Genomic DNA, 20,848 nt, shown 5'->3' with positions numbered 1-20,848 from the left:
TCCCGCCCCCGCCGTGGGAACGGTGGGGACCGGGCTGGTGGGGGGATTGTCGGTGGGGGCGGTCAGGCGTACCGGCCCACCGCCGCTGGAAGGCTGCGCCGGGCTGGTGGCGGACTGCTCGGCGGGAGCGGCTGCCGGGGCGGGCTCGGCAGGCGGAGCGAGCGGCACCGCCTTGATGTCCGACTTCGGGGTTTCGGGCCGGGGCGTTTCAGTTTTGGCCGGCTCGGCCTTGGCGGCCTCGGACTTCGCCGAATCGGCCTTCGCAGGCTCGGGGTCGGCGGGGGTGGAATAGTCGGGGACGATGCGGGCCTGGCTGCCGGTGATGACCAGCACCTTCTGCCCGATGGGCAGCGGCTGCGGCTCCTTCTGGGTCAGCGACAGCAATTCGCCGTTCGACTTGCGGACGATGTATTCCCAGCCGTTGGTGTCGCCGGCGATGTGTTCCATCGCCGTGCCCAGCAGGCCGCCGATCGCCGTGCCGCCGACCGTGCCGAGCGCGGCGTTCATGCCGCCCGTCCCGACCTGCGCGCCCAGGATGCCGCCGGCCGCACCGCCGCTGACGGCGCCGACGGTGCCGTTGGCGCTGATCGCCACCTGACGGAAGCCGACGACGATGCCCGGCTCGACCTTGTTGGCCTGCTGGACCGCGCTGGAGGCGTAGGTGTTGGGAGAATAGTCGGAGGTGCAGCCCGCAAGACCGCCGACCGCGGCGATGAACAGGCAGAGAGAGACCGATCGAAGCACGGGCAAACCATCCGTTTTGAAACCCCGCCAAGTTTCTTACGGCAAAGCCCCCCGACTCGTCACCGTTCAAAATCCGCACGCGACGGGAATGCTGCATTGCAGCAGCGCGATGGCCGGGGAAAACCTGACGGCCCCGGCCATCATCAACGCGGAACGGGCGTCAGCGGCCGGCGGTCCGGTCGCTGGCCTTCAGCGACAGGTACTTCAGCGTCAGCGTCGGCACATTTTCGAGCACCCAGGAGGCCATCGCCTCCTCTTCGCGCAGCGAAGTCTGCAGCAGCGGCGTGGCGAAGGCGAAGTTGCCGGCCTCCGCCACTGTCAGCAGCGACCGGTAGCTCGCCACCTCGAAATTCTCGAAGGCGTAGTTGGCGAAGGAGTTTTTGAGGATCTCGTCCTCGGCGAAGCTGTGGCCGAGTGCGGCCAGATTGCCCATGATCGACAGGGCGGTGTCCTTCAGCCCGGAATGGGTTTCCTGAAGCTGGTCCAGGATCTGCTCGATGCGGGTGATCTGGCCTTCGGTCTCGCCACGGTGCATGCGCAAATGGTCGGAGACCTCGGGATAATTCACCAGACGGTCGAGCTGGCGGTCCATCAGGGCCAGAGCCTGCTGTTCCACCGCATGGGCGTTGCGCAGGCCGGTAACGAACAGCGCGCGCGTGAGGTCCGCGGGATAGGCAGCCATGTGTTTCTCCTGTGGCATCAACGCTCCGTTGAACGTCTGCCCGCACCAACAGCAGGGCACCGTCTTCGATGCTTACCGCTTGCGCCATACCGCAAAGGGGCAAACCTCCGGCTGTGGTGCCCCAGTACCCGTTGAAGCCCGGTTGGGGTAGCGGCTGGAAGTGCCCCGACCGGGACACGGACGCGCGGTTGCCGGATGCGGCGGGCTGCGGGGAAATGGCTCCATGATCCGCACCGGCACCTCAGCAAAAGACATCCCCGCCATGACCGTCACCCTGCCCGGCTCCGTCGGTGCAGTCGTCGCCCTCATCCTGATGCTGACGGCCCTGGCCGCCTGGCGCCGGGTGGAGCCCGACGATCTGACCGCCTGGCGGACCGAAAGGCTGGCGACCTACCATGTCTGGCAGGCAGGCAGCCCGGCACGTGAGGTCTGGGACCATCCAGACGCCCCCGTCCTGGTCACCATCCCGGCCGGCAGCTACCTCCAGGGCTCTCCGGCGACGGAGACGGAACGCTTTCCCGACGAGCCGCCGCAAACCCCCGCGTCGGTCCAGCATCCCATCGCCGTCGGCAAATATCCGGTCACCCGCGGCGAATATGCCAGCTTCATCCAGGACAGCGGCTATCGGCCACGGACGGTCTGCCGCGGCTATGCCGGAGAGACGGAGCTGTTGCCGCGCTGGCATTTCTCCTGGCGCCGGCCAGGGTTCGCGCAGACGAACAACGACCCGGCGGTCTGTGTGAGCTGGTACGACGCCAAGGCCTATGTGGACTGGCTCAGCCGCCGGACCGGCAAGCGCTATCGCCTGCTGACGGAGACGGAGTGGGAATATGCGGCCCGCGCCAGCACCCGGACCGCACGCTGGTGGGGTGACGATCCGGCCAGGGGCTGCGATGCGGCGAACGTCGCCGACCTGACGGCCAAGGACCGCTTCACCGACTGGGAGGTGGCGAACTGCCGCGACGGCGCCCTGTTCACCTCGCCGGTCGGCAGCTACCGCGCCAACGGCTTCGGCCTTTACGACATGCTGGGCAATGTCTGGCAGTGGGTGGAGGACTGCGCATCGGACGGCCGGTCCGGAGAGAGCTGTTCGCAGCGGACGATGCGCGGCGGGTCATGGCACAGCAACCCGCGCTATGTCCGCTCCGCCGTGCGCCGGGTGGACGCGGCGGAGAGCGGCTATGCCGCCTACGGCATCCGCGTCGCCCGCGATCCCTGACCATGCGATTCCTGACCATGTGACCCCTGACGTGGCTGCGGATCAGCTGCGCAGCACCTCCAGAGCCGACAGGCCCTGCACCGCATGGTCGAGGAAGGCACGCACCCGGCCGGGCATCAGCCTTGCGGTCGGCACCACGACATGGACCGGCAGCGGCTCCGGCTCGGCGTGCGGCATCAGGCGCACCAGCGTGCCGGCGGCGAGATCGTCCGCCGCCTGATAGGACAGCGGACGGGCGATGCCGTGCCCGTCGCGGGCGGCAAGCAACGCCGGCTCGATGTGGCTGACCGCCAGCTTCGGCGTCACCCGCAGCACCCGCTCCCGCCCGTCGATCAGAAAGCGCCAGTCCGGCGGACCGGGCCGGGCCGTCGTCAGGATGATGTCGTGGCCGGACAGATCCTCCGGCATCGACGGCGTGCCGCGCCGCGCCAGATAGCCGGGGCTGGCGACCAGAAAGCGCCCGACCTGCCCCACCCGCCGGGCGACGAGGCCGGAATCGGGCAGCGGGCCAATGCGGATCGCCACGTCCAGCTCCTCCTCGATCAGGTCGAGGTTGCCGTCGGACAGCGTCAGCTCGACGCGGATGTCCGGAAACTCCCGCATGAAGTCGAGGACCAGAGGCGTCACATGCTTGCGCCCGAACATCACCGGTGCGGTGACGCGCAGCCGCCCGCGCATCGGCCGGTCGGTACCGGTGGCGGCCAGCGCCTCGTCATAATCGGCCAGCAGCCGGCGGGCCTGCTCGGCCAGCCGCCGGCCGGCATCGGTGGGGGCGAGATTGCGGGTGGTCCGCTCGATCAGCCGCACACCCAGCCGCTCCTCCAGCCCCGACAGCGCGCGGGTGACGGCGGGTGCCGACCGCCGCAGCCGCTTGGCCGCCCCAGCCAGACTGCCGGTCTCCAGGATCGCGACGAAGATCGTCAGTTCATCCAGCCGGTCCACAATTCTTCCAATTCCTGAAAGAGTCCCTTTTCATCAAAACCCATTCCTGCGGAGCGGCGCAAGTGGTTGGCTGTGGGCATCCGCGATCCACAGAGAAAGAGGCCTTGCCATGGGCACCAGCACCGATCCCGCCATTACGCTCTACGGCACGCCGCTGTCGGGGCATGCCCACCGGGTCGAAGCCTTCCTGAACATCCTTGGCCTGCCCTATCGCTATGTCGAAGCAAACGCCGAGGTTCGCCGGTCGGATGCCTTCCTCGCCCTGAACCCCTTCGGACAAATCCCGGTGCTGGTCGACGGCGATCTCGTCCTGCCGGACTCGGTCGCCATTCTCGTCTATCTCGCCGACCGCTACGACGCTTCCGGCCTGTGGAACCCGAAGACGCCGGACCAGGCGGCGCAGGTGCAGCGCTGGCTGTCGGTCGCCGCCGGAGACCTGCGCTTCGGACCGGCGCTGGCGCGCATCCTGACCCTGTGGGGCGGGCCTGGGACGCTGGCCGACGCGCAGAGGGTCGCGGAACGCCTGCTGCGCTTCATGGACAGCCATCTGAGCAATCGCGACTGGCTGGCGGCGGAGCGGCCGACCATCGCCGACATCGCCTGCTACGCCTATGTCGCCCGCGCTCCCGAAGGGCACATCCCGCTCGCCCCCTATCCGGCGGTGCGGCGCTGGCTGGAACGGGTGGAAGCGATCCCGGCGCTGACCCCGATGCCGGAAAGCGCCATCCCCCAGCAGGCCTGAAGACCCGCCGCCGATTACCGTGACGCAAGCGTCACGGGACCGTCGCCAAGCACCCGAATCTGTGCTTCGATGACAGTTCCATGACACTTGATGGATGGATGAGTCGATGCGCAATTCCGCCTGTTCCGGGCGCTGGTCGCTGCTGTCCGGTGCGGTTGCCCTTTCCCTTCTGGCCGGCCCCGCCCTGGCGGCCGATCCGGCTCCCCAAGGCCCGGTGCCGCAAAGCGATCTGCTGAATGCCGAGCTGTGGATGCAGCGGTCGGTCGAATACAAGGCGAACTCGCTGGCGGTCTATGCGCTGGGCCGGATGCAGCTGGACAAGGCGCTGGCCGAAAAGACCTGGACCGCGGCGACCGAGCAGACCGGCAACTACCAGGATCTGCCGCCGGCGGTGGTGCTGGACCTGGACGAGACGGCGATGGACAACTCCGCCTATCAGGCCGGGCTGGTCACCACCAACGGCGAATTTTCGCCCAAGACGTGGGATGCCTGGGTGAAGGCGGAGAAGGCGACGGCGGTGCCGGGGGCGGTCGAGTTCACCCAGTATGCAGAATCGAAGGGCGTGAAGGTGTTCTACGTCACCAACCGCAACGCCGACCAGGAGGAGCCGACCCGCCGCAACGCGCAGGCGCTGGGCTTCCCGATGGGCGGCAATGTCGATACCTTCCTGATGTCGAAGGAAAAGCCGGACTGGGGATCGGCGAAGGGGACGCGGCGCGCCTACATCGCCAAGGATTACCGGATTGTCCTGCTGTTCGGCGACAATTTCGGCGACTTCAGCGATGCCTACAACGGCAGCGAGGCCGACCGACTGAAGGCGTTCGAGGCGGCGAAGGAGCATTTCGGGCGCGACTGGCTGATGCTGGCCAATCCCGGTTACGGCTCGTTCGAGAGCGCGCCCTTCGGACATAATTTCAAACTGTCGGCGGACGAGAAGCGGGCCAAGAAGATCGGCGCGCTGGAGCCCTGGGTGGCACCGGCCCAATAACGGCCTGCCCAATAATGGCCTGAAAGGACGGTGCGCCGGGCCTGGAGGTTGACCTTCAGAAGATCAGGCGCACCGCTTCCACGATCAGCAGCCACGGCGTGCCGATCATCACCGTCCACACCGCGAGGCGCGGCAGGCCGCGCATCTTGCGGACCTTCGGTTCGGTGACGGGAACGGCTTCGAACGAGGTGGCGTTGTAGATCGACATGGCCCGCTGCTCCATGAGCAAGATGACGTTGAAGCCATCATGCGGTTTCGATCCTTAACGACTGTTAAAGAGCGCCGCCTGCGAAGTCGGCGTTTGCGCATTACCTCGACCGGATAAGTATACTCCTGCAAAGGCGGCGCCATGGCGCTGGGCGGCAGTGCCATGGCGCCGCCGAGGAACGGAGCGTTATGGCTTCGCCACGTGCCAGACGTTGTTCACGCCGTCGCCGGTGGTGTCGCCGGGCTTCGCATCCTTGGCCCAACTGTAGAGCGGCTTGCCGTTGTAGGCCCACTGCCGGCTTCCGTCGTCGCGGGTGACGACACTGTATTTGCCCATCGGCTTGGCGGAGGCGGGAGCCATCAGCGGCGGCCAGTTGGTCGCACAAGGCCCGTTGCAGGCGGACTTGCCGGCACCGTCCTTGTCGAAGACATAGAGCGTCATGCCCTTCGCGTCGGTCAGGACAGGACCCATCGCGGTCTTTCCCGTCATGGCCGGTTCCTTGTCCTGAGCAAACGCCGGGGCGCCGGACAGGACGGCCCCCAGGCCAATGGCGGCAGCGGCGATACGGAGTGCGGACTTCATTGCGCAGTTCCTCCCGAAACAGGCCCGCCGGACGGCAGGCCCGATGGATCAAGGACGCAACGGGGCCGCGGATATTCCGCCCGTCACCGGCCGGAACGCCATGCCATCGGGGTTATACCGTCAGGTATTTGCGGACCTCCTGCTCGTCCAGGCCGCTGCGCGGACCGGACAGCATCACCTCGCCGCGCTCCATCACCACCCAGTCGTCGGCAAGGTCGCGGGCGAAGTCGAAATACTGCTCGACCAGCAGGATCGCCATGGTGCCCTTGTCGCGCAGGTAGGAGATGGCGCGGCCGATGTCCTTGATGATCGACGGCTGGATGCCCTCGGTCGGCTCGTCCAGCACCAGCAGGCGCGGACGGGTCACCAGGGCGCGACCGATGGCGAGCTGCTGCTGCTGGCCGCCCGACAGGTCGCCGCCGCGGCGCTCCAGCATGGATTTCAGCACCGGGAACAGCTCGAACACCTCGTCGGGAATCGAGCGCTGGGCGCGCGGCAGCGGGGCGTAGCCGGTCAGCAGGTTTTCACGCACTGTCAGCAGCGGGAAGATCTCACGCCCCTGCGGCACATAGGCAATGCCGCGCCGCGCCCGGTCGGCCGGCGCCATCTTCGTCACGTCGGCGCCATCCCAGCCGATGGAGCCGCCCGACACCGGCTTCAGCCCGACGATGGCGCGCAGCAGGCTGGACTTGCCGACGCCGTTGCGCCCGACCAGACAGGTGACCTTGCCGATTTCGGCCTTCATGGAAACGCTGCGCAGGGCCTGGGCGGCACCGTAATGCAGATCGAGGGAACGAACGTCCAACATGCTGGGGTCTCCCGTCAGCGGCCGAGATAGGTGTCGATGACCTGTTGGTTGGCGCTGACCGCGTCCAGCGAGCCTTCGGCCAGGACCGAGCCCTCGGCCAGCACCGTCACCTTGACGCCGAGCGCGCGGACGAAGCTCATGTCATGCTCCACCACGATCACCGAATGCTTGCCGGCGATGCTGCACAGCAGCTCGGCGGTCTGTTCGGTCTCGGCGTCGGTCATGCCGGCGACCGGCTCGTCGACCAGCAGAAGCTTGGGATCCTGGGCCAGCAGCATGCCGATCTCCAGCCACTGCTTCTGCCCGTGCGACAGGCTGCCGGCCTGCCGGCTGCGCAGGGCCGACAGGCGGGTGATGTCGAGGATCTCCTCGATGCGGGCACGGTCGTCGCGGCTGATGGCGTAGGTCAGCGTCTTCAGCGGCCGGCGCGGCGCCTTCAGCGCCAGTTCCAGATTGTCCCACACCGTGTGCGGCTCGAAGACGGTGGGGCGCTGGAACTTGCGACCGATGCCGAGGTTGGCGATGGCCGCCTCGCGCAGGCGGGTCAGGTCGGTGTCGCCCTCGAACAGGATGGTGCCGGTGTCGGGACGGGTCTTGCCGGTGATGACGTCCATCATCGTCGTCTTGCCGGCGCCGTTGGGGCCGATGATCGCCCGCATCTCGCCGGGCATCATCACCAGCGACAGGCCTTTCAGCGCCTTGAAGCCGTCGAAGCTGACCGACACGCCGTCGAGATAGAGAAGGGTCGATTCCGCGCTCATGGGTCAGGCTCCCTTCTGGCCAGCGGTCTGGCCAGTGGCTTGGTTCGCGGTTTGGGCGGTGGGGAGAGGGGAGGCCTTGCGGCCCGGCAGCTTCGCCTTCAACTGCGCGCCCATCCCGAGCAGACCCTTGGGCAGGAACAGGGTCACCGCCACGAACAGGCCACCAAGGGCGAACAGCCACAGCTCCGGCAGGGCGCCGGTGAAATAGCTCTTGCCCATGTTGACCAGAACAGCACCCAGGATGGCGCCGGCCAGCGTGCCGCGCCCGCCGACGGCGACCCAGATCACCGCCTCGATCGAGCTGGCCGGGGCGAACTCCGACGGGTTGATGATGCCGACCTGCGGGACGTAGAGGGCGCCGGCCACGCCGGCCATGCAGGCCGACAGGGTCCAGGCGAACAGCTTGTAGCTCTCGGTGTCGTAGCCCATGAAGCGGACGCGGCTCTCGGCGTCGCGCAGCGCCACCAGCACCTTGCCCAGCTTCGAGCCGATGACGCCGGACGCGATCATGTAGGAGAGCGCCAGCGCCGCCACCGTCGCCACGAACAGCGCGACACGGGTGGTGTCGGCCTGGATGTCGTAGCCGAGGATGTCCTTGAAGTCGGTCAGGCCGTTGTTGCCGCCGAAGCCCATGTCGTTGCGGAAGAAGGCCAGCAGCAGGGCGAAGGTCAGCGCCTGGGTGATGATCGACAGGTAGACGCCGGTGACGCGGCTGCGGAAGGCGAACCAGCCGAAGGCGAAGGCCAGCGCACCCGGAACCACCAGCACCATGATGGCGGCGAACCAGAAATGGTCGAAGCCCAACCAGTACCAGGGCAGCTCCTTCCAGTTCAGGAAGACCATGAAGTCCGGCAGGACCGGGTTGCCGTAGACGCCGCGCGGGCCGATCTGCCGCATCAGGTACATGCCCATGGCGTAGCCGCCGAGGGCGAAGAAGGCGGCGTGGCCGAGCGACAGGATGCCGCAATAGCCCCAGACGAGGTCCAGCGCCAGCGCCAGCAGCGCGAAGCACAGGTATTTGCCCAACAGCGAGACGGTGAAGATCGACAGGTGGAAGGGCGAGTCCGCCGGGACCCACAGCGTCATTGCCGGGACGGCGACCGCCAGGATGGCGAGGATCGTCAGCACGATCCCGGCCTTGCGGTCCAGCCCCATCAGGAAAAAGCGCAGCAGCATCGGATCAGGCCTCCACCGCGCGGCCCTTCAGCGCGAACAGGCCGCGCGGACGCCGTTGGATGAACAGGATGATGAAGATCAGCACCAGGATCTTGCCCAGCACCGCACCGGCATAGGGTTCGAGGAACTTGTTCATGGTCCCCAGCGTCAGCGCGCCGACCAGCGTGCCCCACAGGTTGCCCACCCCGCCGAACACCACGACCATGAAGCTGTCGAGGATGTAGCCCTGGCCGAGGTTCGGGCTGACATTGTCGATTTGGCTCAGCGCCACCCCGGCCAGCCCGGCGATGCCGGAGCCGAGGCCGAAGGTCAGCGCATCGACCCGCGCGGTGCGGATGCCCATGGCGTTGGCCATCGGCCGGTTCTGCGTCACCGCGCGGATCGACAGGCCGAACCAGGTGCGCTTCAGCGCCACCAGCAGGGCCGCGAAGACGGTGAAGGCGAAGATGACGATCCACAGCCGGCCGTAGGTGATGGTCAGGCCGCCCAGCTCGAAGGCGCCGGACATCCAGCTGGGTGCGCCCACCTCGCGGTTGGTCGGGCCGAAGATGGAGCGGACCGCCTGCTGGAGCGCCAGCGACAGTCCCCAGGTGGCGAGCAGCGTTTCCAACGGACGGCCGTAGAGCCAGCGGATCACGCTGCGCTCGATGACGATGCCGACACCGCCCGACACGAGGAAGGCGGCGGGCAGCGCCACCAGGATCGACAGGTCGAACAGGCCGGGGGCATGGGCGCGGAAGAACTCCTGCACCAGGAAGGTGGTGTAGGCGCCGATCATCACCATCTCGCCATGGGCCATGTTGATGACGCCCATCACGCCGAAGGTGACGGCCAGCCCGATGGCGGCCAGCAGCAGCACCGACCCCAGCGACAGCCCGTACCAGAGATTTTGCAGCGCGGCCCAGAAGGCCAGCTTCTGTTCCAGGGTGGAGACGGCCGCGGCGGCCGACTTCTTGGTGATGTCGGACGCGCCGGAACCGGCGACCATGTTCAGCAGCACCAGCGCGTCGCGGTCGCCGCGCGCGGTCAGCGTGTCGGTCGCCGACTGGATTTCGGCGTCGGTCATCTTCGACGCGGCCTCGCCGGTCAGCAGGATGGCGGCGCGCGCCTGCTCCATGGCGGCGCGCACGCCCTTGTCCTGCTCCTTGGCGATGGCGGCGCCGAGCGTCTCCAGCGCGGAGGCGTCGCGGCTCTTGAACACCGCGTCGGCGGCGGAGCGGCGGACGCCGGCATCGGGGCTCATCAGGGTGAGCGCACCGAGAGAGGCGCTGATGGCGCGGCGGAGCGAATTGTTGATGCGGATCTTCTCGACCGCGGCGGCCGGCGCGTCGCCGAGCGCGGCGCGGGTCAGCGGGTCGGTCAGGGTGAAGGCATCGCCGGCCTTGCGGGCGACGACGACGGTGCCGTCGGCCTTGCGCACATAGAGATCGCCGGCCTGGAGCGCCTCGATCACCGGCACGGCGGCCGGGTCGCCGGCCTCCGACAGTTGCGTCAGGGCCTTTTCGGTTCCGGAATAGCCGCCGCTGCCCAGGGCCTGGACGAGCGGGCGCAGATCAGTTGCTCGGGGATCGGCGGCGTAAGCGGCGGTCGATGTGGCGACCACCACACAGACGGCCATCAGCCAGCGGAGAGCGCGTCGCATCGGGAGTCCTTCGGTGCAGGGGCGGTGCGGGAGGAGCGGTGCGGGGGGCTGGAAACGCGAAACGCTTGCCCTCTCCCCTCCCCCGCCCGGCGGGAAAGGGGAAAGGGCAAGCGTCGCAACCACTCAAGCTCAGAAAGGGCAGGTCAGAGAGAAAACGCGGCCCTCACGACCCCTTGCCGCCGCACTTGCCGGTCTTCACGTTGAAGTTGCCGCAGGACATCGGCTTGCGCCAATCGGCGATGAGATCCTTGCTGTCCGGCAGATAGTCCGACCACTCGTCGCCCGGGACGAGGCCCGAAGTCTTGGAGACGACGTCGAACTGGCCGTTCTCCTGCACTTCGCCGATCAGCACCGGCTTGGTGATGTGGTGGTTCGGCAGCATCGCCGAATAGCCGCCGGTCAGGTTGGGCACGGCCACGCCGACCATGGCGTCGATGACCTTGTCCTGCTCGGTGGTGCCGGCCGCCTCGACCGCCTTCACCCACATGTTGAAGCCGATGTAGTGGGCTTCCATCGGGTCGTTGGTGACGCGTTTGTCGTTCTTGGTGTAGGCCTTCCAGGCCTTGATGAAGTCGGTGTTGGCCGGGGTCTCGACCGACTGGAAGTAGTTCCACGCGGCCAGATGGCCCAGCAGCGGCTTGGTGTCGATGCCGGCCAGCTCTTCCTCGCCGACGGAGAAGGCGACGACCGGGATGTCCTGCGCCTTGACGCCCTGGTTGCCCAGTTCCTTGTAGAAGGGAACGTTGGCATCGCCGTTGATGGTGGAGACCACCGCGGTCTTCTTGCCGGCCGACCCGAACTTCTTGATGTCCGCCACGATCGACTGCCAGTCGGAATGACCGAACGGCGTGTAGTTGATCATGATGTCTTCGGGCTTGACGCCCTTGCTCTTCAGGTAGGCTTCGAGGATCTTGTTGGTCGTGCGCGGATAGACGTAGTCGGTGCCGGCCAGCACCCAGCGCTGGACCTTCTCCTTCGACATCAGATAGTCGACGGCCGGGATCGCCTGCTGGTTCGGGGCGGCGCCGGTGTAGAAGACGTTGCGCGAGGACTCCTCGCCCTCATACTGGACCGGGTAGAAGAGGATGTTGTTCAGCTCCTCGAACACCGGCAGAACCGACTTGCGGCTGACCGAGGTCCAGCAGCCGAACACGGCCGACACCTTGTCCTTGCTGATCAGCTCGCGCGCCTTTTCGGCGAACAGCGGCCAGTTGGAGGCGGGATCGACCACCACCGGCTCCAGCTTCTTGCCCAGCAGGCCGCCCTTCTTGTTCTGCTCGTCGATCAGCATCAGCATGACGTCCTTGAGCGTCGTCTCGCTGATCGCCATCGTGCCGGACAGGGAGTGCAGGATGCCCACCTTGATGGTGTCGTCCGCCGCCTGGGCGGGCATCGCGAAGGATGCCATCGCACCCATGGCCAGACCGGCCAGCGCGCTGATCCCGAAGCTCGACGTCAGTTGCTTGGTCCGCATGAAGTTGCCCCCTTCCTTTGGCGCCCCGGTTGCTCCGGGGCTTCGCCACATCGTCGAAGGAAAAGCTACCGCGCATGCGAAAGGCGGTATCTACGTCAAATGACACATACGGCCACGCCCCCGGCTCCATGTCCGACTTCGCGGCGTTACCTCCTGCGAAGGTTCGGAATAAATCGGTCGCCACGGCGTCCAACCGGTGGATGAGCGCGTGTAACGGCAACATCTCTTGACGGGTGAAGCGGCGATGCAAGGGAGCAACAGTGTGAACAGCAGGGCTGTCGTCACCAAATGTCGCTTGCGATTCACGGGAGGCTTGTCGAAGGTTGCAGCGGTCGATCCTTTCCGTTCACGTTCCGGTCCCGTCGCCATGCATGACATCCGTCGCCCGATCTCCCGCCGTTCCGCCGCCCTCTGCATGGTCGGCGGGCTGGTCGGCATCGTCCTGAGCGGTCCGGCGCTTGCCGCGGCGGCGAAGGAGGCCGTGCACGCCGCCAAGCCGCCGCTGGTTGCCGGCTGGGCCGCGGCGCTGGAACAGCGTGCCCTGGAGGTGCAGAACGCGCCCAAGGCACAGGTCACCCGCATCGGCTACGGCGCCGTCGTCAAGAAGGGTGACGGCGGCATGGTCGAGAGCGTCGCCCCGGCAATGGACGTGCCCCCTGCCGACGTGCAGCAGGCGCAGGCCCCCACCCTGCCCGGCCTGGAACCGGTGGAGCCGGCGCCGCCGGTGGTCATTACCGTGCGCTCGCCGCTGGCCGACCGCGTCGGCAAGGTGTCGCGCCGCCTGATCGAGATGGGCTTCCTGTCCGCCGACAAGTGGACCGACAGCTTCAACGACGATGTTGAGACCGCCGTGCGCGCCTTCCAGCTCGCCGAGGGGCTGCAGCCCGACGGCAAGGTCGGCGAGGTGACCCGTCAGGCGATGGACCGCACCCCGGCGCAGACCGTGGCGCTTCTGCGCCGCGCCGCCGCGGCGATGCGGGCGCAGCAGGCCTCCATCCCCGACACCACCATCCTGGTCAACCTGCCCGGCCAGTCCGTCACCCTGATCGAGCATGGCCGCCCGACCTTCACCATGCGGGCGGTGGTCGGCCGGCCGTCGCGCAAGACGCCGCTGCTCCAGGACAAGGTGACCAGCGTCACCATCAACCCGACCTGGACCGTGCCGCCGACGGTGCTGAGCGAGGACAAGCTGCCGGCCTTGCGCAAGAAGGGCACCACCGGCATCAAGAACGCCGCCGTCTATCTGGACGGGTCGGAGGTCGCCAACACCCAGTCGGTCAACTGGTGGTCGGTCGATCCCGGCCGCGTGCGCATCGTCCAGAGGCCGGGCGACGACAACGCGCTGGGCCGCTTCCGCTTCAACCTGACCAACGGCGACGGCATCTTCCTGCATGGCACCAACGACCCGCGCCTGTTCAGCCGCGACCTGCGCGCCGCCAGCTCCGGCTGCGTGCGGCTGGAGGATGCCCGGATGATGGCGGAGACGCTGCTGGGTGCCGCGAAGATGACGCCGGCCGGCATCGGCCAGCAGCTCGACACCGGGGAGACCAAGACGATCCGGCTGCCGAACGCCATCCCCGTGCGCTTCGTCTACTGGAACGCCTCGGTCGACACCGCCGGCGTGGTGCGCGTCCATCCCGACATCTACGAGGATCCGCCCACGCTGGCGACGCCGTCGGGCCAGTCGGGCTCTGCGGCACCGGCGATGTCGGCCAACCCGGCAACTGCCAATCCGGTGACACCGGTGTCGACGCCGCGCCCGCTGTCCAAGCCGGCGCCGCTGCCGGTCCCGACCGCCCATGCGCCGACGTCGCTGTCCTCGGCCTCCACCCCGGCTCCGGCCAAGCCGCTGCCGACGTCGACCGGCATGTGAGGATAGGTTTCCAAGCCGCAAGGAAGGTTGGAGGTCGACATGCCGGTTCACCACTCTTCCAGCGGCTATGAAACCGGTGCCAAAGCCTATGTCCTAGGCCGCCCAGGCTATCCGGCCGAAGCCCTGGCATGGCTTCGCGACGTGCTGGGCGTCGGTCCTGGCCGGAAAGTCCTGGAGGTCGGTGCCGGCACCGGCAAGTTCATCGCGGTGCAGAAGGAGTGCGGCGGCGAGGTCGTTGCCGTCGAGCCGATTGCCGGCATGCGCGAGCAGCTGGTCCACAGCTTCCCCGACCTGACCGTCCTGGCCGGGACCGCCGAGACGATTCCCCTGCCCGACGGCTCCGTCGATGCGGTGGTCTGCGCGCAGGCGTTCCACTGGTTCGCCACGACCGCCGCTCTCCAGGAAATGCGCAGGGTCCTGGCACCGGGCGGCAGATTGGGACTGATCTGGAACGTCCGGGACGAAAGCAGGCCCTGGGTGGCGGCGCTGTCCGCCATCACCGACCCCTGGGAGGCCGGCACCCCGCGCTACCGGACCGGCGACTGGCGCCGAGTGTTCCCGGCACCGGGCTTCGAGCCCATCGACGAACGCTGTGTCCGCCATGCCCATGTCGGCAGCCCGGACGACGTCATCGTCAGGCGCACGCTTTCGGTCAGCTTCATTGCGGCTCTTCCCTCCGACCTGCAGGCGGAGGTCGAACGGGATGTCCGCGCGCTGATCGCGAACACGCCGGAACTGGCGGGCGCAACCGAGATCGCCTTTCCCTACGAAACGGCGATGTTCGCCTTTCGCAAGGTCTGACGGCTCCCGGCGACGCCCGTTCGATCTCAGCGCGCCTGAAGCACCCCAACCGCACCGCGGGCGACCTCGTGCAGGTCGGCTTCGCCGCCGGACTGGACATGGGCGAACAGGCCGGCGCGCATGCGCGGATCCCAGAACTTGCGGATGTGGGTCGCGGTTTCCGTCACCGCTTCCTCATGCGGGTAGGTGGCGAAATGGACGGCGATCTGGTTCGCCATCCGGACCAGATCCTTGGCGTGGTTCGTGTGGCTCATCGGTGTCTCCGGAAGGGGTTGGTGTCAGCGGAACAGGATGACGGTGTCGCGGCGCGACAGGGCACCCAGGGTCAGGTTGGCGTTGCGTGCCAGCTCCAGCGCCAGCGCAGTCGGCGCCGAGATGGTCGCCAGCAGCGGGATGCCCACCGCGGCGGTCTTCTGCACCAGTTCGAAGCTGCAACGGCTGGTCATCACCACGAAGCCGGTGGCCGGGTCGGCGCCCGAGCGCACGACGGCGCCGATCAGCTTGTCCAGCGCGTTGTGGCGGCCGACATCCTCGCGGGCCATGCGGATGGCGCCGTCGGGCGCGCACCAGGCGGCGGCATGGACCGAGCGGTTGGCCCGGTTCATCGGCTGGTGGTCCGGCAGGGCGCGGAAGGCGGCGGCCACGGCGGCCGGCTCGACGTCCAGCGAGGTCTCGATCTTGCGGGGCTCCCGAACGGCGTGGACAAGACTGTCCACGCCGCACAGGCCACAGCCGCTCCGCCCCTCCATGGAGCGGCTGCGCAGACTTCCGCGCAGGAGCCGCAGGGGATCGACCGTCAGGTTGACGACGAAGCCCAGCGGGGTTTCCCGCACGGCGATGTTCTCGATATCGGCGGCGGCCCCGACGATCTCCTCGGCCAGGCTGAAGCCAAGCGCGAAGTCTTCCAGATCGGCGGGGGTCGCCATCATCACGGCATGGGACCGGCCGTTGTATTCGAAAGCGACCGCGGTTTCCTCCGGCACCTGCCATTCGACGTCCGCGCCCTCCTCCATCCCGACACCGGCGGAAAAGCCGGTGCCGGTGACGGCGATGGAGCACATCGCCGTGGAGAGCGGGGACGTATCGTCGGGAGGGATGGACCCAGAAGGCATCGCGGTCATGCTTCCCACTCCTCAGGCCGTCACTCGGCGGCGATCACGGTGGCGGCGGCGATGCGCTTGCGCTCGACGTCGTTCTTCGCGTAGTCAACCTGCCAGTCCGACGGTTGGTTGCTGCGGGCGACCTGCACCGCCGTCACCTTGTATTCGGGGCAGTTGGTCGCCCAGTCCGAATTCTCGGTGGTGATGACGTTGGCCCCGGTCACCGGGTGGTGGAAGGTGGTGTAGACGACGCCGGCCGGCATGCGGTCGGAGATGACGGCGCGGAGCGTCGTCGCTCCCATGCGGCTGGCAAGCGACACCATGTCGCCGTCCTTGACGCCGCGGATCTCCGCGTCCACCGCGTTGATCTCCAGCACATCCTCCGGATGCCAGGCCACGTTGGCGGTGCGGCGGGTCTGGGCACCGACATTGTAGTGGGCGAGGATGCGGCCGGTGGTCAGCACCAGCGGGTACATCCGCGTGGTCCGCTCGTCGGTCGGCACATATTCGGTGATCACGAAGCGGCCGAGACCGCGGGCAAAGCTCTCCTCGTGCATGATCGCCATGCCGGTGTCGTCGTCCTCGAAGCCGGTGCAGGGCCACTGGACGCTGCCGACGCGGTCGAGCTTCTCGAAGCTGACGCCGCGGAAGGTCGGGGTCAGCCGGGCAATCTCGTCCATGATCTCGGACGTGGTCTCGTAGTGCATCGGATAGCCCATCGCCGTCGCCAGCGCACAGGCGACCCAATGCTCGTCCCGGCCCACCTTCGACGGCATCGCCTTGCGGACGCGGTTGATGCGACGTTCGGCGTTGGTGAAGGTGCCGTCCTTCTCCAGGAAGGAGGTGCCGGGGAAGAAGACGTGGGCGAAGGCCGCCGTCTCGTTCAGGAACAGGTCCTGGACGATGACGATGTCCAGCGATTCCAGGGCCGAGGTGACGTGGTTGGTGTTGGGGTCGGACTGGACAATGTCCTCGCCCTGCACGAACAGGCCGCGGAAGCTGCCGTCATGCGCGCTGTCGAACATGTTGGGAATGCGCAGGCCGGGTTCCGGATCCAGCGTGACGCCCCAGGCGGTCTCGAACTCCTGGCGCACAACATCGTCCGACACATGGCGGTAACCCGGCAGCTCGTGCGGGAAGGAGCCCATGTCGCAGGAGCCCTGCACGTTGTTCTGGCCGCGCAGCGGGTTCACGCCGACGCCCTCGCGGCCGATGTTGCCGGTCGCCATCGCGAGGTTGGCGATCGCCATCACCGTGCTGGAGCCCTGGCTGTGCTCGGTCACGCCGAGGCCGTAATAGATCGCGGCGTTGCCGCCGGTGGCATAGAGACGGGCGGCGGCGCGGACCTGATCGGCCGGGACGCCGGTACGCGATTCCAGGTACTCCGGCGAGTTGCGGTGCTCGGCGATGAACGCCTCCCACTTCGCGAACTCCTTGGGATCGCAGCGCCCCTCGACGAAGGAGCGGTTGACCAGCCCCTCGGTGACGATGACATGGGCGATGGCATTCACCACGGCGACGTTGGTGCCGGGCTGGAGCTGGAGATGGTATTCGGCCTGGACGTGCGGGCTGCGCACCAGATCGATGCGGCGCGGATCGACGACGATCAGCTTGGCCCCGGCGCGCAGGCGCTTCTTCATGCGGGAGCCGAACACCGGGTGGCCGTCGGTCGGGTTGGCGCCGATGACCAGGATGACGTCGGACTTGTCGACGCTCTTGAAATCCTGGGTGCCGGCCGAGGTGCCGAAGGTCTGCGACAGGCCGTAGCCGGTCGGCGAATGGCAGACGCGGGCGCAGGTGTCGATGTTGTTGGTGCCGAAGGCGGCCCGGATCATCTTCTGGACGACATAGACCTCCTCGTTGGTGCAGCGCGACGAGGTGATGCCGCCGATGGAGCCGCGGCCGTACTTGGCCTGCACCGCCTTCAGCCGCTCGGCAGCATAGGCGACCGCCTCCTCCCACGACACTTCACGCCACGGGTCGGTGATCTTCTCGCGCACCATGGGCTTCATGATGCGGTCCTTGTGGGTGGCATAGCCCCAGGCGAAGCGGCCCTTGACGCAGGAATGGCCCTCATTGGCGCCGCCGTCCTTCCATGGCGTCATGCGGACCACCGTGGTGCCCTGCAGTTCGGCCTTGAAGGAGCAGCCGACGCCGCAATAGGCGCAGGTGGTGATGACGCTGTGCTCGGGCTGGCCGTGCTCGATGATCGACTTCTCGGTCAGGGTCGCGGTCGGGCAAGCCTGGACGCAGGCGCCGCAGGACACGCACTCGCTGTCCATGAAGCTCTCGTTGGCGCCCGGCGACACCGAGGAGGCGAAGCCGCGTCCGTCGATGGTCAGCGCGAAGGTGCCCTGGGTCTCCTGGCAGGCACGGACACAGCGCGAGCAGACGATGCACTTGGAAGCGTCGAAGGTGAAGTACGGGTTGCTTTCGTCCTTCGCGGCGGCACGGTGGTTTTCGCCTTCGAAACCGTACCGGACGTTGCGCAGCCCCACGGCGCCCGCCATGTCCTGCAACTCGCAGTCACCATTGGCCGCACAGGTCAGGCAGTCCAGCGGGTGGTCGGAGATGTACAGCTCCATCACGCCGCGGCGCAGCTTGGCCAGCTTGTCGGTCTGGGTATAGACCTTCATGCCGGGGGCGACGGGGGTGGTGCAGGAGGCCGGGGTGCCGCGGCGCCCCTCGATCTCCACCGCGCAGAGGCGGCAGGAGCCGAAGGGCTCCAGGCTGTCGGTCGCGCACAGCTTGGGCACGGTGATGCCGGCGTCCATCGCGGCGCGCATCACGGACGTGCCGTCGGGAACGGTGATGCTGCGGCCGTCGATCTCCAGCGTCACCAGGGTCTCGGAGACGCGGGCCGGGGTGCCGTAGTCGGTCTCGTGGATGAGGGTCATCTCGGGTGCTCCTGGGGTCGCTCGTTATTCGGCGGCGATGTGGGTGACGCGGACGGCGTGCTGCTTCTTGCGGAAGTCTTCCGGGAAGTGCTTCACGGCGCTGCGCACCGGATAGGGCGTCATGCCGCCCATGGCGCAGAGCGAGCCGTCCACCATCACGTCGCAGAGGTCGGCGAGCAGGGTCAGGTTCGCATCGACGTTCTTGCCGGCGATGATCTTGTCCAGCGTCTCCATCCCGCGGGTCGAGCCGATGCGGCAGGGAGTGCACTTGCCGCAAGATTCGGCGACGCAGAACTCCATGGCGAAGCGGGCCTGCTGGGCCATGTCGACGCTGTCGTCGAAGACGACGATGCCGCCGTGGCCGACCATCGCCTCCTGCGCCGCGAAGGCCTCATAGTCTTTCGGCAGGTCGAACTGCGAGGGCGGCAGGTAGGCGCCCAGCGGACCGCCGACCTGCACCGCGCGGATCGGCCGGCCGGTGATGGTGCCGCCGCCATATTCGTACAGCAGCTCGTGCAGGGTGATGCCGAAGGCCTTCTCGACGATGCCGCCGTTCTTGATGTTGCCGGCGAGCTGGAAGGGCAGCGTGCCGCGCGACCGGCCGACGCCGAAGTCGCGGTAATACTCGCCGCCCTTGTCGAGGATGATCGGCACCGAGCAGAGCGACAGCACGTTGTTGACCACGGTCGGCTTGCCGAACAGGCCTTCCAGCGCCGGCAGCGGCGGCTTGGCGCGCACCATGCCGCGCTTGCCCTCCAGGCTTTCCAGCATCGCGGTCTCTTCGCCGCAGATGTAGGCGCCGGCGCCGACGCGGACGTCGAGATGGAAGGTGCGGTCGGTGCCGTGGATGTTGTCGCCGAGCCAGCCCTCGTCATAGGCCAGCTTGATGGCATGGCGCAGGGTCGCCGTGGCGTGCGGGTATTCCGAGCGCATGTAGACGTAGCCGGAGGTGGCCCCCACCGCGATAGCGGCGATGGTCATGCCCTCGATCAGGCAGAAGGGGTCGCCTTCGATGATCATGCGGTCGGCGAAGGTGCCGCTGTCGCCCTCGTCGGCATTGCAGCAGACGAACTTCTCGTCCGCCGGGGCCTGCATCACCGTGTTCCACTTGATGCCGGTGGGGAAGCCGGCGCCGCCGCGGCCGCGCAGGCCGCTGTCGGTCACCGCCTTGACGATCTCCGCCTGGGACATCGCCAGCGCGTTCTCCAGCCCGCGGAAGCCGCCATGGGCGCGGTAGTCCTCGACCGACAGCGGATCGATGATGCCGCAGCGCGCGAAGGTCAGCCGCTCCTGCTTCTTGAAATAGGGGATTTCCTCGGTCAGGCCGTGGCCCAGCGCATGCTCCCCACCGGTCAGGAAGCCCGCGTCGAACAGGCCGGCCACGTCGGCCGCGGTGACCGGGCCGTAGGCGACGCGGCCTTCCGGGGTCTCCACCTCGACCAGCGGCTCCAGATAGAGCATGCCGCGCGAGCCGTTGCGGACGATGCGCAGCGGCAGGTCGCGCCTGGTGGCCTCGGCCCGGATGGCGGCGGCAACCGCATCGGCGCCGACCGACAGGGCGGCAGAGTCGCGCGGGACGAAGACGGTGATCAGATGGCCGCTCATTGGGCGTGCCCCTTGTGGGAGTGGCTGAGAGCGCGGGGGATCTGGTTGTGGGCGTGCGGGTTGGTCCGCGTCTCGGCCGCCAGCTCGTCGAAGCGGTCGGGGGAGACCCGGCCATGCAGGTTCTCGTCGATCATGACGGCGGGCGACAGGGCGCAGTTGCCCAGGCAGAAGACCGGCTCCAGCGTGAAGGCGCCGTCGGCGGTGGTGCCGTGGAAATCGACCTGAAGGCGCGACTTGATGTGGTCGACCAGCGCGTTGGCGCCCATCGACTGGCAGGCCTCGGCCCGGCAGACCTTGATGGTGTGGCGGCCGGGCTTTTCGCGGCGGAATTCGTGATAGAAGGAGACCACGCCATGCACATCGGCGCGCGAGAGGTTCAGCGCCGTCGCCAGCAGGGGGATGGCTTCCTCGTCGATGTAGCCGAACTCTTCCTGCAGGGCGTGGAGGATCGGCAGCAGGGCGCCGCGCAGATGCCGATTGTCTTCGACAATCGTCATGGCGCGCTCAGCGCTCCACGGATGGCAAGCGTTCACGGGTGTCCCTCCTTGCGATCGTCCGCGCCGCTCTTGGGGTCGGCGTCGTTCTGGCTTGGCTCTGTTGGCTT

General features: G+C 67.8%; 20 protein-coding genes. 5 read left to right on the top strand and 15 right to left on the bottom strand.

Features of this window, described 5'->3' with window-relative positions; genetic code table 11:
• Together TSH64_RS35895 and TSH64_RS16510 are read right to left on the bottom strand one after the other, a co-directional pair.
• A partial coding sequence (locus tag TSH64_RS35895) for a hypothetical protein (protein WP_109452728.1) occupies positions 1-744 on the bottom strand: 744 nt, incomplete at its 3' end.
• Positions 745-904: 160 nt separating this feature from the next.
• Positions 905-1,426, bottom strand: coding sequence for a ferritin-like domain-containing protein (locus tag TSH64_RS16510; protein WP_109446496.1), 522 nt, complete (start codon positions 1,424-1,426; stop codon positions 905-907).
• A 223-nt stretch (positions 1,427-1,649) separates the two neighbouring features.
• Here TSH64_RS16510 and TSH64_RS16505 point away from each other — a divergent pair, with 223 nt between their 5' ends.
• On the top strand, positions 1,650-2,645 hold the full coding sequence (locus TSH64_RS16505; RefSeq protein WP_247872980.1) for a formylglycine-generating enzyme family protein: 996 nt from the start codon (positions 1,650-1,652) through the stop codon (positions 2,643-2,645).
• A gap of 42 nt (positions 2,646-2,687) precedes the next feature.
• On the opposite strand, the gene TSH64_RS16500 is transcribed toward TSH64_RS16505, so the two are convergent.
• On the bottom strand, positions 2,688-3,587 hold the full coding sequence (locus tag TSH64_RS16500) for a LysR family transcriptional regulator (protein WP_098737142.1): 900 nt from the start codon (positions 3,585-3,587) through the stop codon (positions 2,688-2,690).
• A gap of 109 nt (positions 3,588-3,696) precedes the next feature.
• On the opposite strand from TSH64_RS16500, the gene TSH64_RS16495 reads away from it, so the two are divergent.
• Positions 3,697-4,329: a glutathione S-transferase gene (locus TSH64_RS16495; protein WP_109446494.1), complete on the top strand. Its 633-nt coding sequence runs from the start codon at positions 3,697-3,699 to the stop codon at positions 4,327-4,329.
• A 106-nt stretch (positions 4,330-4,435) separates the two neighbouring features.
• Positions 4,436-5,317, top strand: coding sequence for an HAD family acid phosphatase (locus TSH64_RS16490; RefSeq protein WP_109446492.1), 882 nt, complete (start codon positions 4,436-4,438; stop codon positions 5,315-5,317).
• Between the two features lie 55 nt (positions 5,318-5,372).
• Here the strand turns inward: TSH64_RS16490 and TSH64_RS35890 are convergent, their stop codons facing one another.
• From TSH64_RS35890 to urtA, 7 genes are all read right to left on the bottom strand, one after another.
• Positions 5,373-5,525: a hypothetical protein gene (locus TSH64_RS35890; RefSeq protein ID WP_199237574.1), complete on the bottom strand. Its 153-nt coding sequence runs from the start codon at positions 5,523-5,525 to the stop codon at positions 5,373-5,375.
• A 186-nt stretch (positions 5,526-5,711) separates the two neighbouring features.
• Positions 5,712-6,014, bottom strand: a complete 303-nt coding sequence (locus TSH64_RS16485; protein ID WP_247872979.1) for a hypothetical protein — start codon at positions 6,012-6,014, stop codon at positions 5,712-5,714.
• Positions 6,015-6,219: 205 nt separating this feature from the next.
• Positions 6,220-6,915 carry an urea ABC transporter ATP-binding subunit UrtE gene (gene urtE / locus TSH64_RS16480; protein ID WP_109048892.1) on the bottom strand — a complete coding sequence of 232 codons (696 nt, stop codon included), beginning with the start codon at positions 6,913-6,915 and terminating at the stop codon, positions 6,220-6,222.
• A 14-nt stretch (positions 6,916-6,929) separates the two neighbouring features.
• A complete protein-coding gene (urtD, locus tag TSH64_RS16475; RefSeq protein ID WP_109446490.1) occupies positions 6,930-7,676 on the bottom strand; it encodes an urea ABC transporter ATP-binding protein UrtD in 747 nt (248 codons plus the stop codon).
• A 3-nt stretch (positions 7,677-7,679) separates the two neighbouring features.
• On the bottom strand, positions 7,680-8,852 hold the full coding sequence (urtC, locus tag TSH64_RS16470; protein WP_109446488.1) for an urea ABC transporter permease subunit UrtC: 1,173 nt from the start codon (positions 8,850-8,852) through the stop codon (positions 7,680-7,682).
• 4 nt (positions 8,853-8,856) lie between these two features.
• The gene (gene urtB, locus TSH64_RS16465; RefSeq protein WP_109446486.1) at positions 8,857-10,494 is read right to left on the bottom strand and encodes an urea ABC transporter permease subunit UrtB; all 1,638 of its coding nucleotides are present in this window, start codon (positions 10,492-10,494) and stop codon (positions 8,857-8,859) included.
• A 163-nt stretch (positions 10,495-10,657) separates the two neighbouring features.
• On the bottom strand, positions 10,658-11,911 hold the full coding sequence (gene urtA, locus TSH64_RS16460) for an urea ABC transporter substrate-binding protein (protein WP_247873376.1): 1,254 nt from the start codon (positions 11,909-11,911) through the stop codon (positions 10,658-10,660).
• Between the two features lie 424 nt (positions 11,912-12,335).
• On the opposite strand from urtA, the gene TSH64_RS16455 reads away from it, so the two are divergent.
• A complete protein-coding gene (locus tag TSH64_RS16455; protein WP_109446482.1) occupies positions 12,336-13,841 on the top strand; it encodes a L,D-transpeptidase family protein in 1,506 nt (501 codons plus the stop codon).
• A gap of 39 nt (positions 13,842-13,880) precedes the next feature.
• Positions 13,881-14,642 carry a methyltransferase domain-containing protein gene (locus TSH64_RS16450; RefSeq protein ID WP_109452725.1) on the top strand — a complete coding sequence of 254 codons (762 nt, stop codon included), beginning with the start codon at positions 13,881-13,883 and terminating at the stop codon, positions 14,640-14,642.
• 26 nt (positions 14,643-14,668) lie between these two features.
• On the opposite strand, the gene TSH64_RS16445 is transcribed toward TSH64_RS16450, so the two are convergent.
• Genes TSH64_RS16445 through TSH64_RS16425 form a run of 5 tightly spaced genes read right to left on the bottom strand, consistent with a single transcriptional unit; the run spans position 14,669 to position 20,777 of the window.
• A complete protein-coding gene (locus TSH64_RS16445) occupies positions 14,669-14,896 on the bottom strand; it encodes a formate dehydrogenase subunit delta (protein ID WP_109446480.1) in 228 nt (75 codons plus the stop codon).
• Between the two features lie 24 nt (positions 14,897-14,920).
• Positions 14,921-15,763, bottom strand: a complete 843-nt coding sequence (fdhD, locus tag TSH64_RS16440) for a formate dehydrogenase accessory sulfurtransferase FdhD (protein WP_109446478.1) — start codon at positions 15,761-15,763, stop codon at positions 14,921-14,923.
• 20 nt (positions 15,764-15,783) lie between these two features.
• The gene (fdhF, locus tag TSH64_RS16435) at positions 15,784-18,639 is read right to left on the bottom strand and encodes a formate dehydrogenase subunit alpha (protein ID WP_109446476.1); all 2,856 of its coding nucleotides are present in this window, start codon (positions 18,637-18,639) and stop codon (positions 15,784-15,786) included.
• A 24-nt stretch (positions 18,640-18,663) separates the two neighbouring features.
• On the bottom strand, positions 18,664-20,244 hold the full coding sequence (locus TSH64_RS16430) for an NADH-quinone oxidoreductase subunit NuoF (RefSeq protein WP_109446474.1): 1,581 nt from the start codon (positions 20,242-20,244) through the stop codon (positions 18,664-18,666).
• Positions 20,241-20,777 (bottom strand): formate dehydrogenase subunit gamma, encoded by a 537-nt coding sequence (locus TSH64_RS16425; protein WP_109446472.1) that lies wholly within the window; start codon positions 20,775-20,777, stop codon positions 20,241-20,243. Before TSH64_RS16425 ends, TSH64_RS16430 begins: the two co-directional genes overlap by 4 nt.
• Positions 20,778-20,848 lie beyond the last annotated feature (71 nt).

The organism is Azospirillum sp. TSH64, assembly GCF_003116035.1.
Classification (GTDB): domain Bacteria; phylum Pseudomonadota; class Alphaproteobacteria; order Azospirillales; family Azospirillaceae; genus Azospirillum.
The sequence above is the reverse complement of the archived record's forward strand: the minus strand, read 5'-3'. Positions and strand labels throughout refer to the sequence as shown.

Excerpts from the sequence above, each read along its gene's own strand:
- TSH64_RS16510 (WP_109446496.1), bottom strand. The coding sequence starts at position 1,426 with ATGGCTGCCTATCCCGCGGACCTCACGCGCGCGCTGTTCGTTACCGGC.
- TSH64_RS16505 (WP_247872980.1), top strand. The coding sequence starts at position 1,650 with ATGATCCGCACCGGCACCTCAGCAAAAGACATCCCCGCCATGACCGTC.
- TSH64_RS16495 (WP_109446494.1), top strand. The coding sequence starts at position 3,697 with ATGGGCACCAGCACCGATCCCGCCATTACGCTCTACGGCACGCCGCTG.
- TSH64_RS16490 (WP_109446492.1), top strand. The coding sequence starts at position 4,436 with ATGCGCAATTCCGCCTGTTCCGGGCGCTGGTCGCTGCTGTCCGGTGCG.
- TSH64_RS35890 (WP_199237574.1), bottom strand. The coding sequence starts at position 5,525 with ATGTCGATCTACAACGCCACCTCGTTCGAAGCCGTTCCCGTCACCGAA.
- TSH64_RS16485 (WP_247872979.1), bottom strand. The coding sequence starts at position 6,014 with ATGACGGGAAAGACCGCGATGGGTCCTGTCCTGACCGACGCGAAGGGC.
- urtE (WP_109048892.1), bottom strand. The coding sequence starts at position 6,915 with ATGTTGGACGTTCGTTCCCTCGATCTGCATTACGGTGCCGCCCAGGCC.
- urtD (WP_109446490.1), bottom strand. The coding sequence starts at position 7,676 with ATGAGCGCGGAATCGACCCTTCTCTATCTCGACGGCGTGTCGGTCAGC.
- urtC (WP_109446488.1), bottom strand. The coding sequence starts at position 8,852 with ATGCTGCTGCGCTTTTTCCTGATGGGGCTGGACCGCAAGGCCGGGATC.
- urtB (WP_109446486.1), bottom strand. The coding sequence starts at position 10,494 with ATGCGACGCGCTCTCCGCTGGCTGATGGCCGTCTGTGTGGTGGTCGCC.
- urtA (WP_247873376.1), bottom strand. The coding sequence starts at position 11,911 with ATGGGTGCGATGGCATCCTTCGCGATGCCCGCCCAGGCGGCGGACGAC.
- TSH64_RS16455 (WP_109446482.1), top strand. The coding sequence starts at position 12,336 with ATGCATGACATCCGTCGCCCGATCTCCCGCCGTTCCGCCGCCCTCTGC.
- TSH64_RS16450 (WP_109452725.1), top strand. The coding sequence starts at position 13,881 with ATGCCGGTTCACCACTCTTCCAGCGGCTATGAAACCGGTGCCAAAGCC.
- TSH64_RS16445 (WP_109446480.1), bottom strand. The coding sequence starts at position 14,896 with ATGAGCCACACGAACCACGCCAAGGATCTGGTCCGGATGGCGAACCAG.
- fdhD (WP_109446478.1), bottom strand. The coding sequence starts at position 15,763 with ATGACCGCGATGCCTTCTGGGTCCATCCCTCCCGACGATACGTCCCCG.
- fdhF (WP_109446476.1), bottom strand. The coding sequence starts at position 18,639 with ATGACCCTCATCCACGAGACCGACTACGGCACCCCGGCCCGCGTCTCC.
- TSH64_RS16430 (WP_109446474.1), bottom strand. The coding sequence starts at position 20,244 with ATGAGCGGCCATCTGATCACCGTCTTCGTCCCGCGCGACTCTGCCGCC.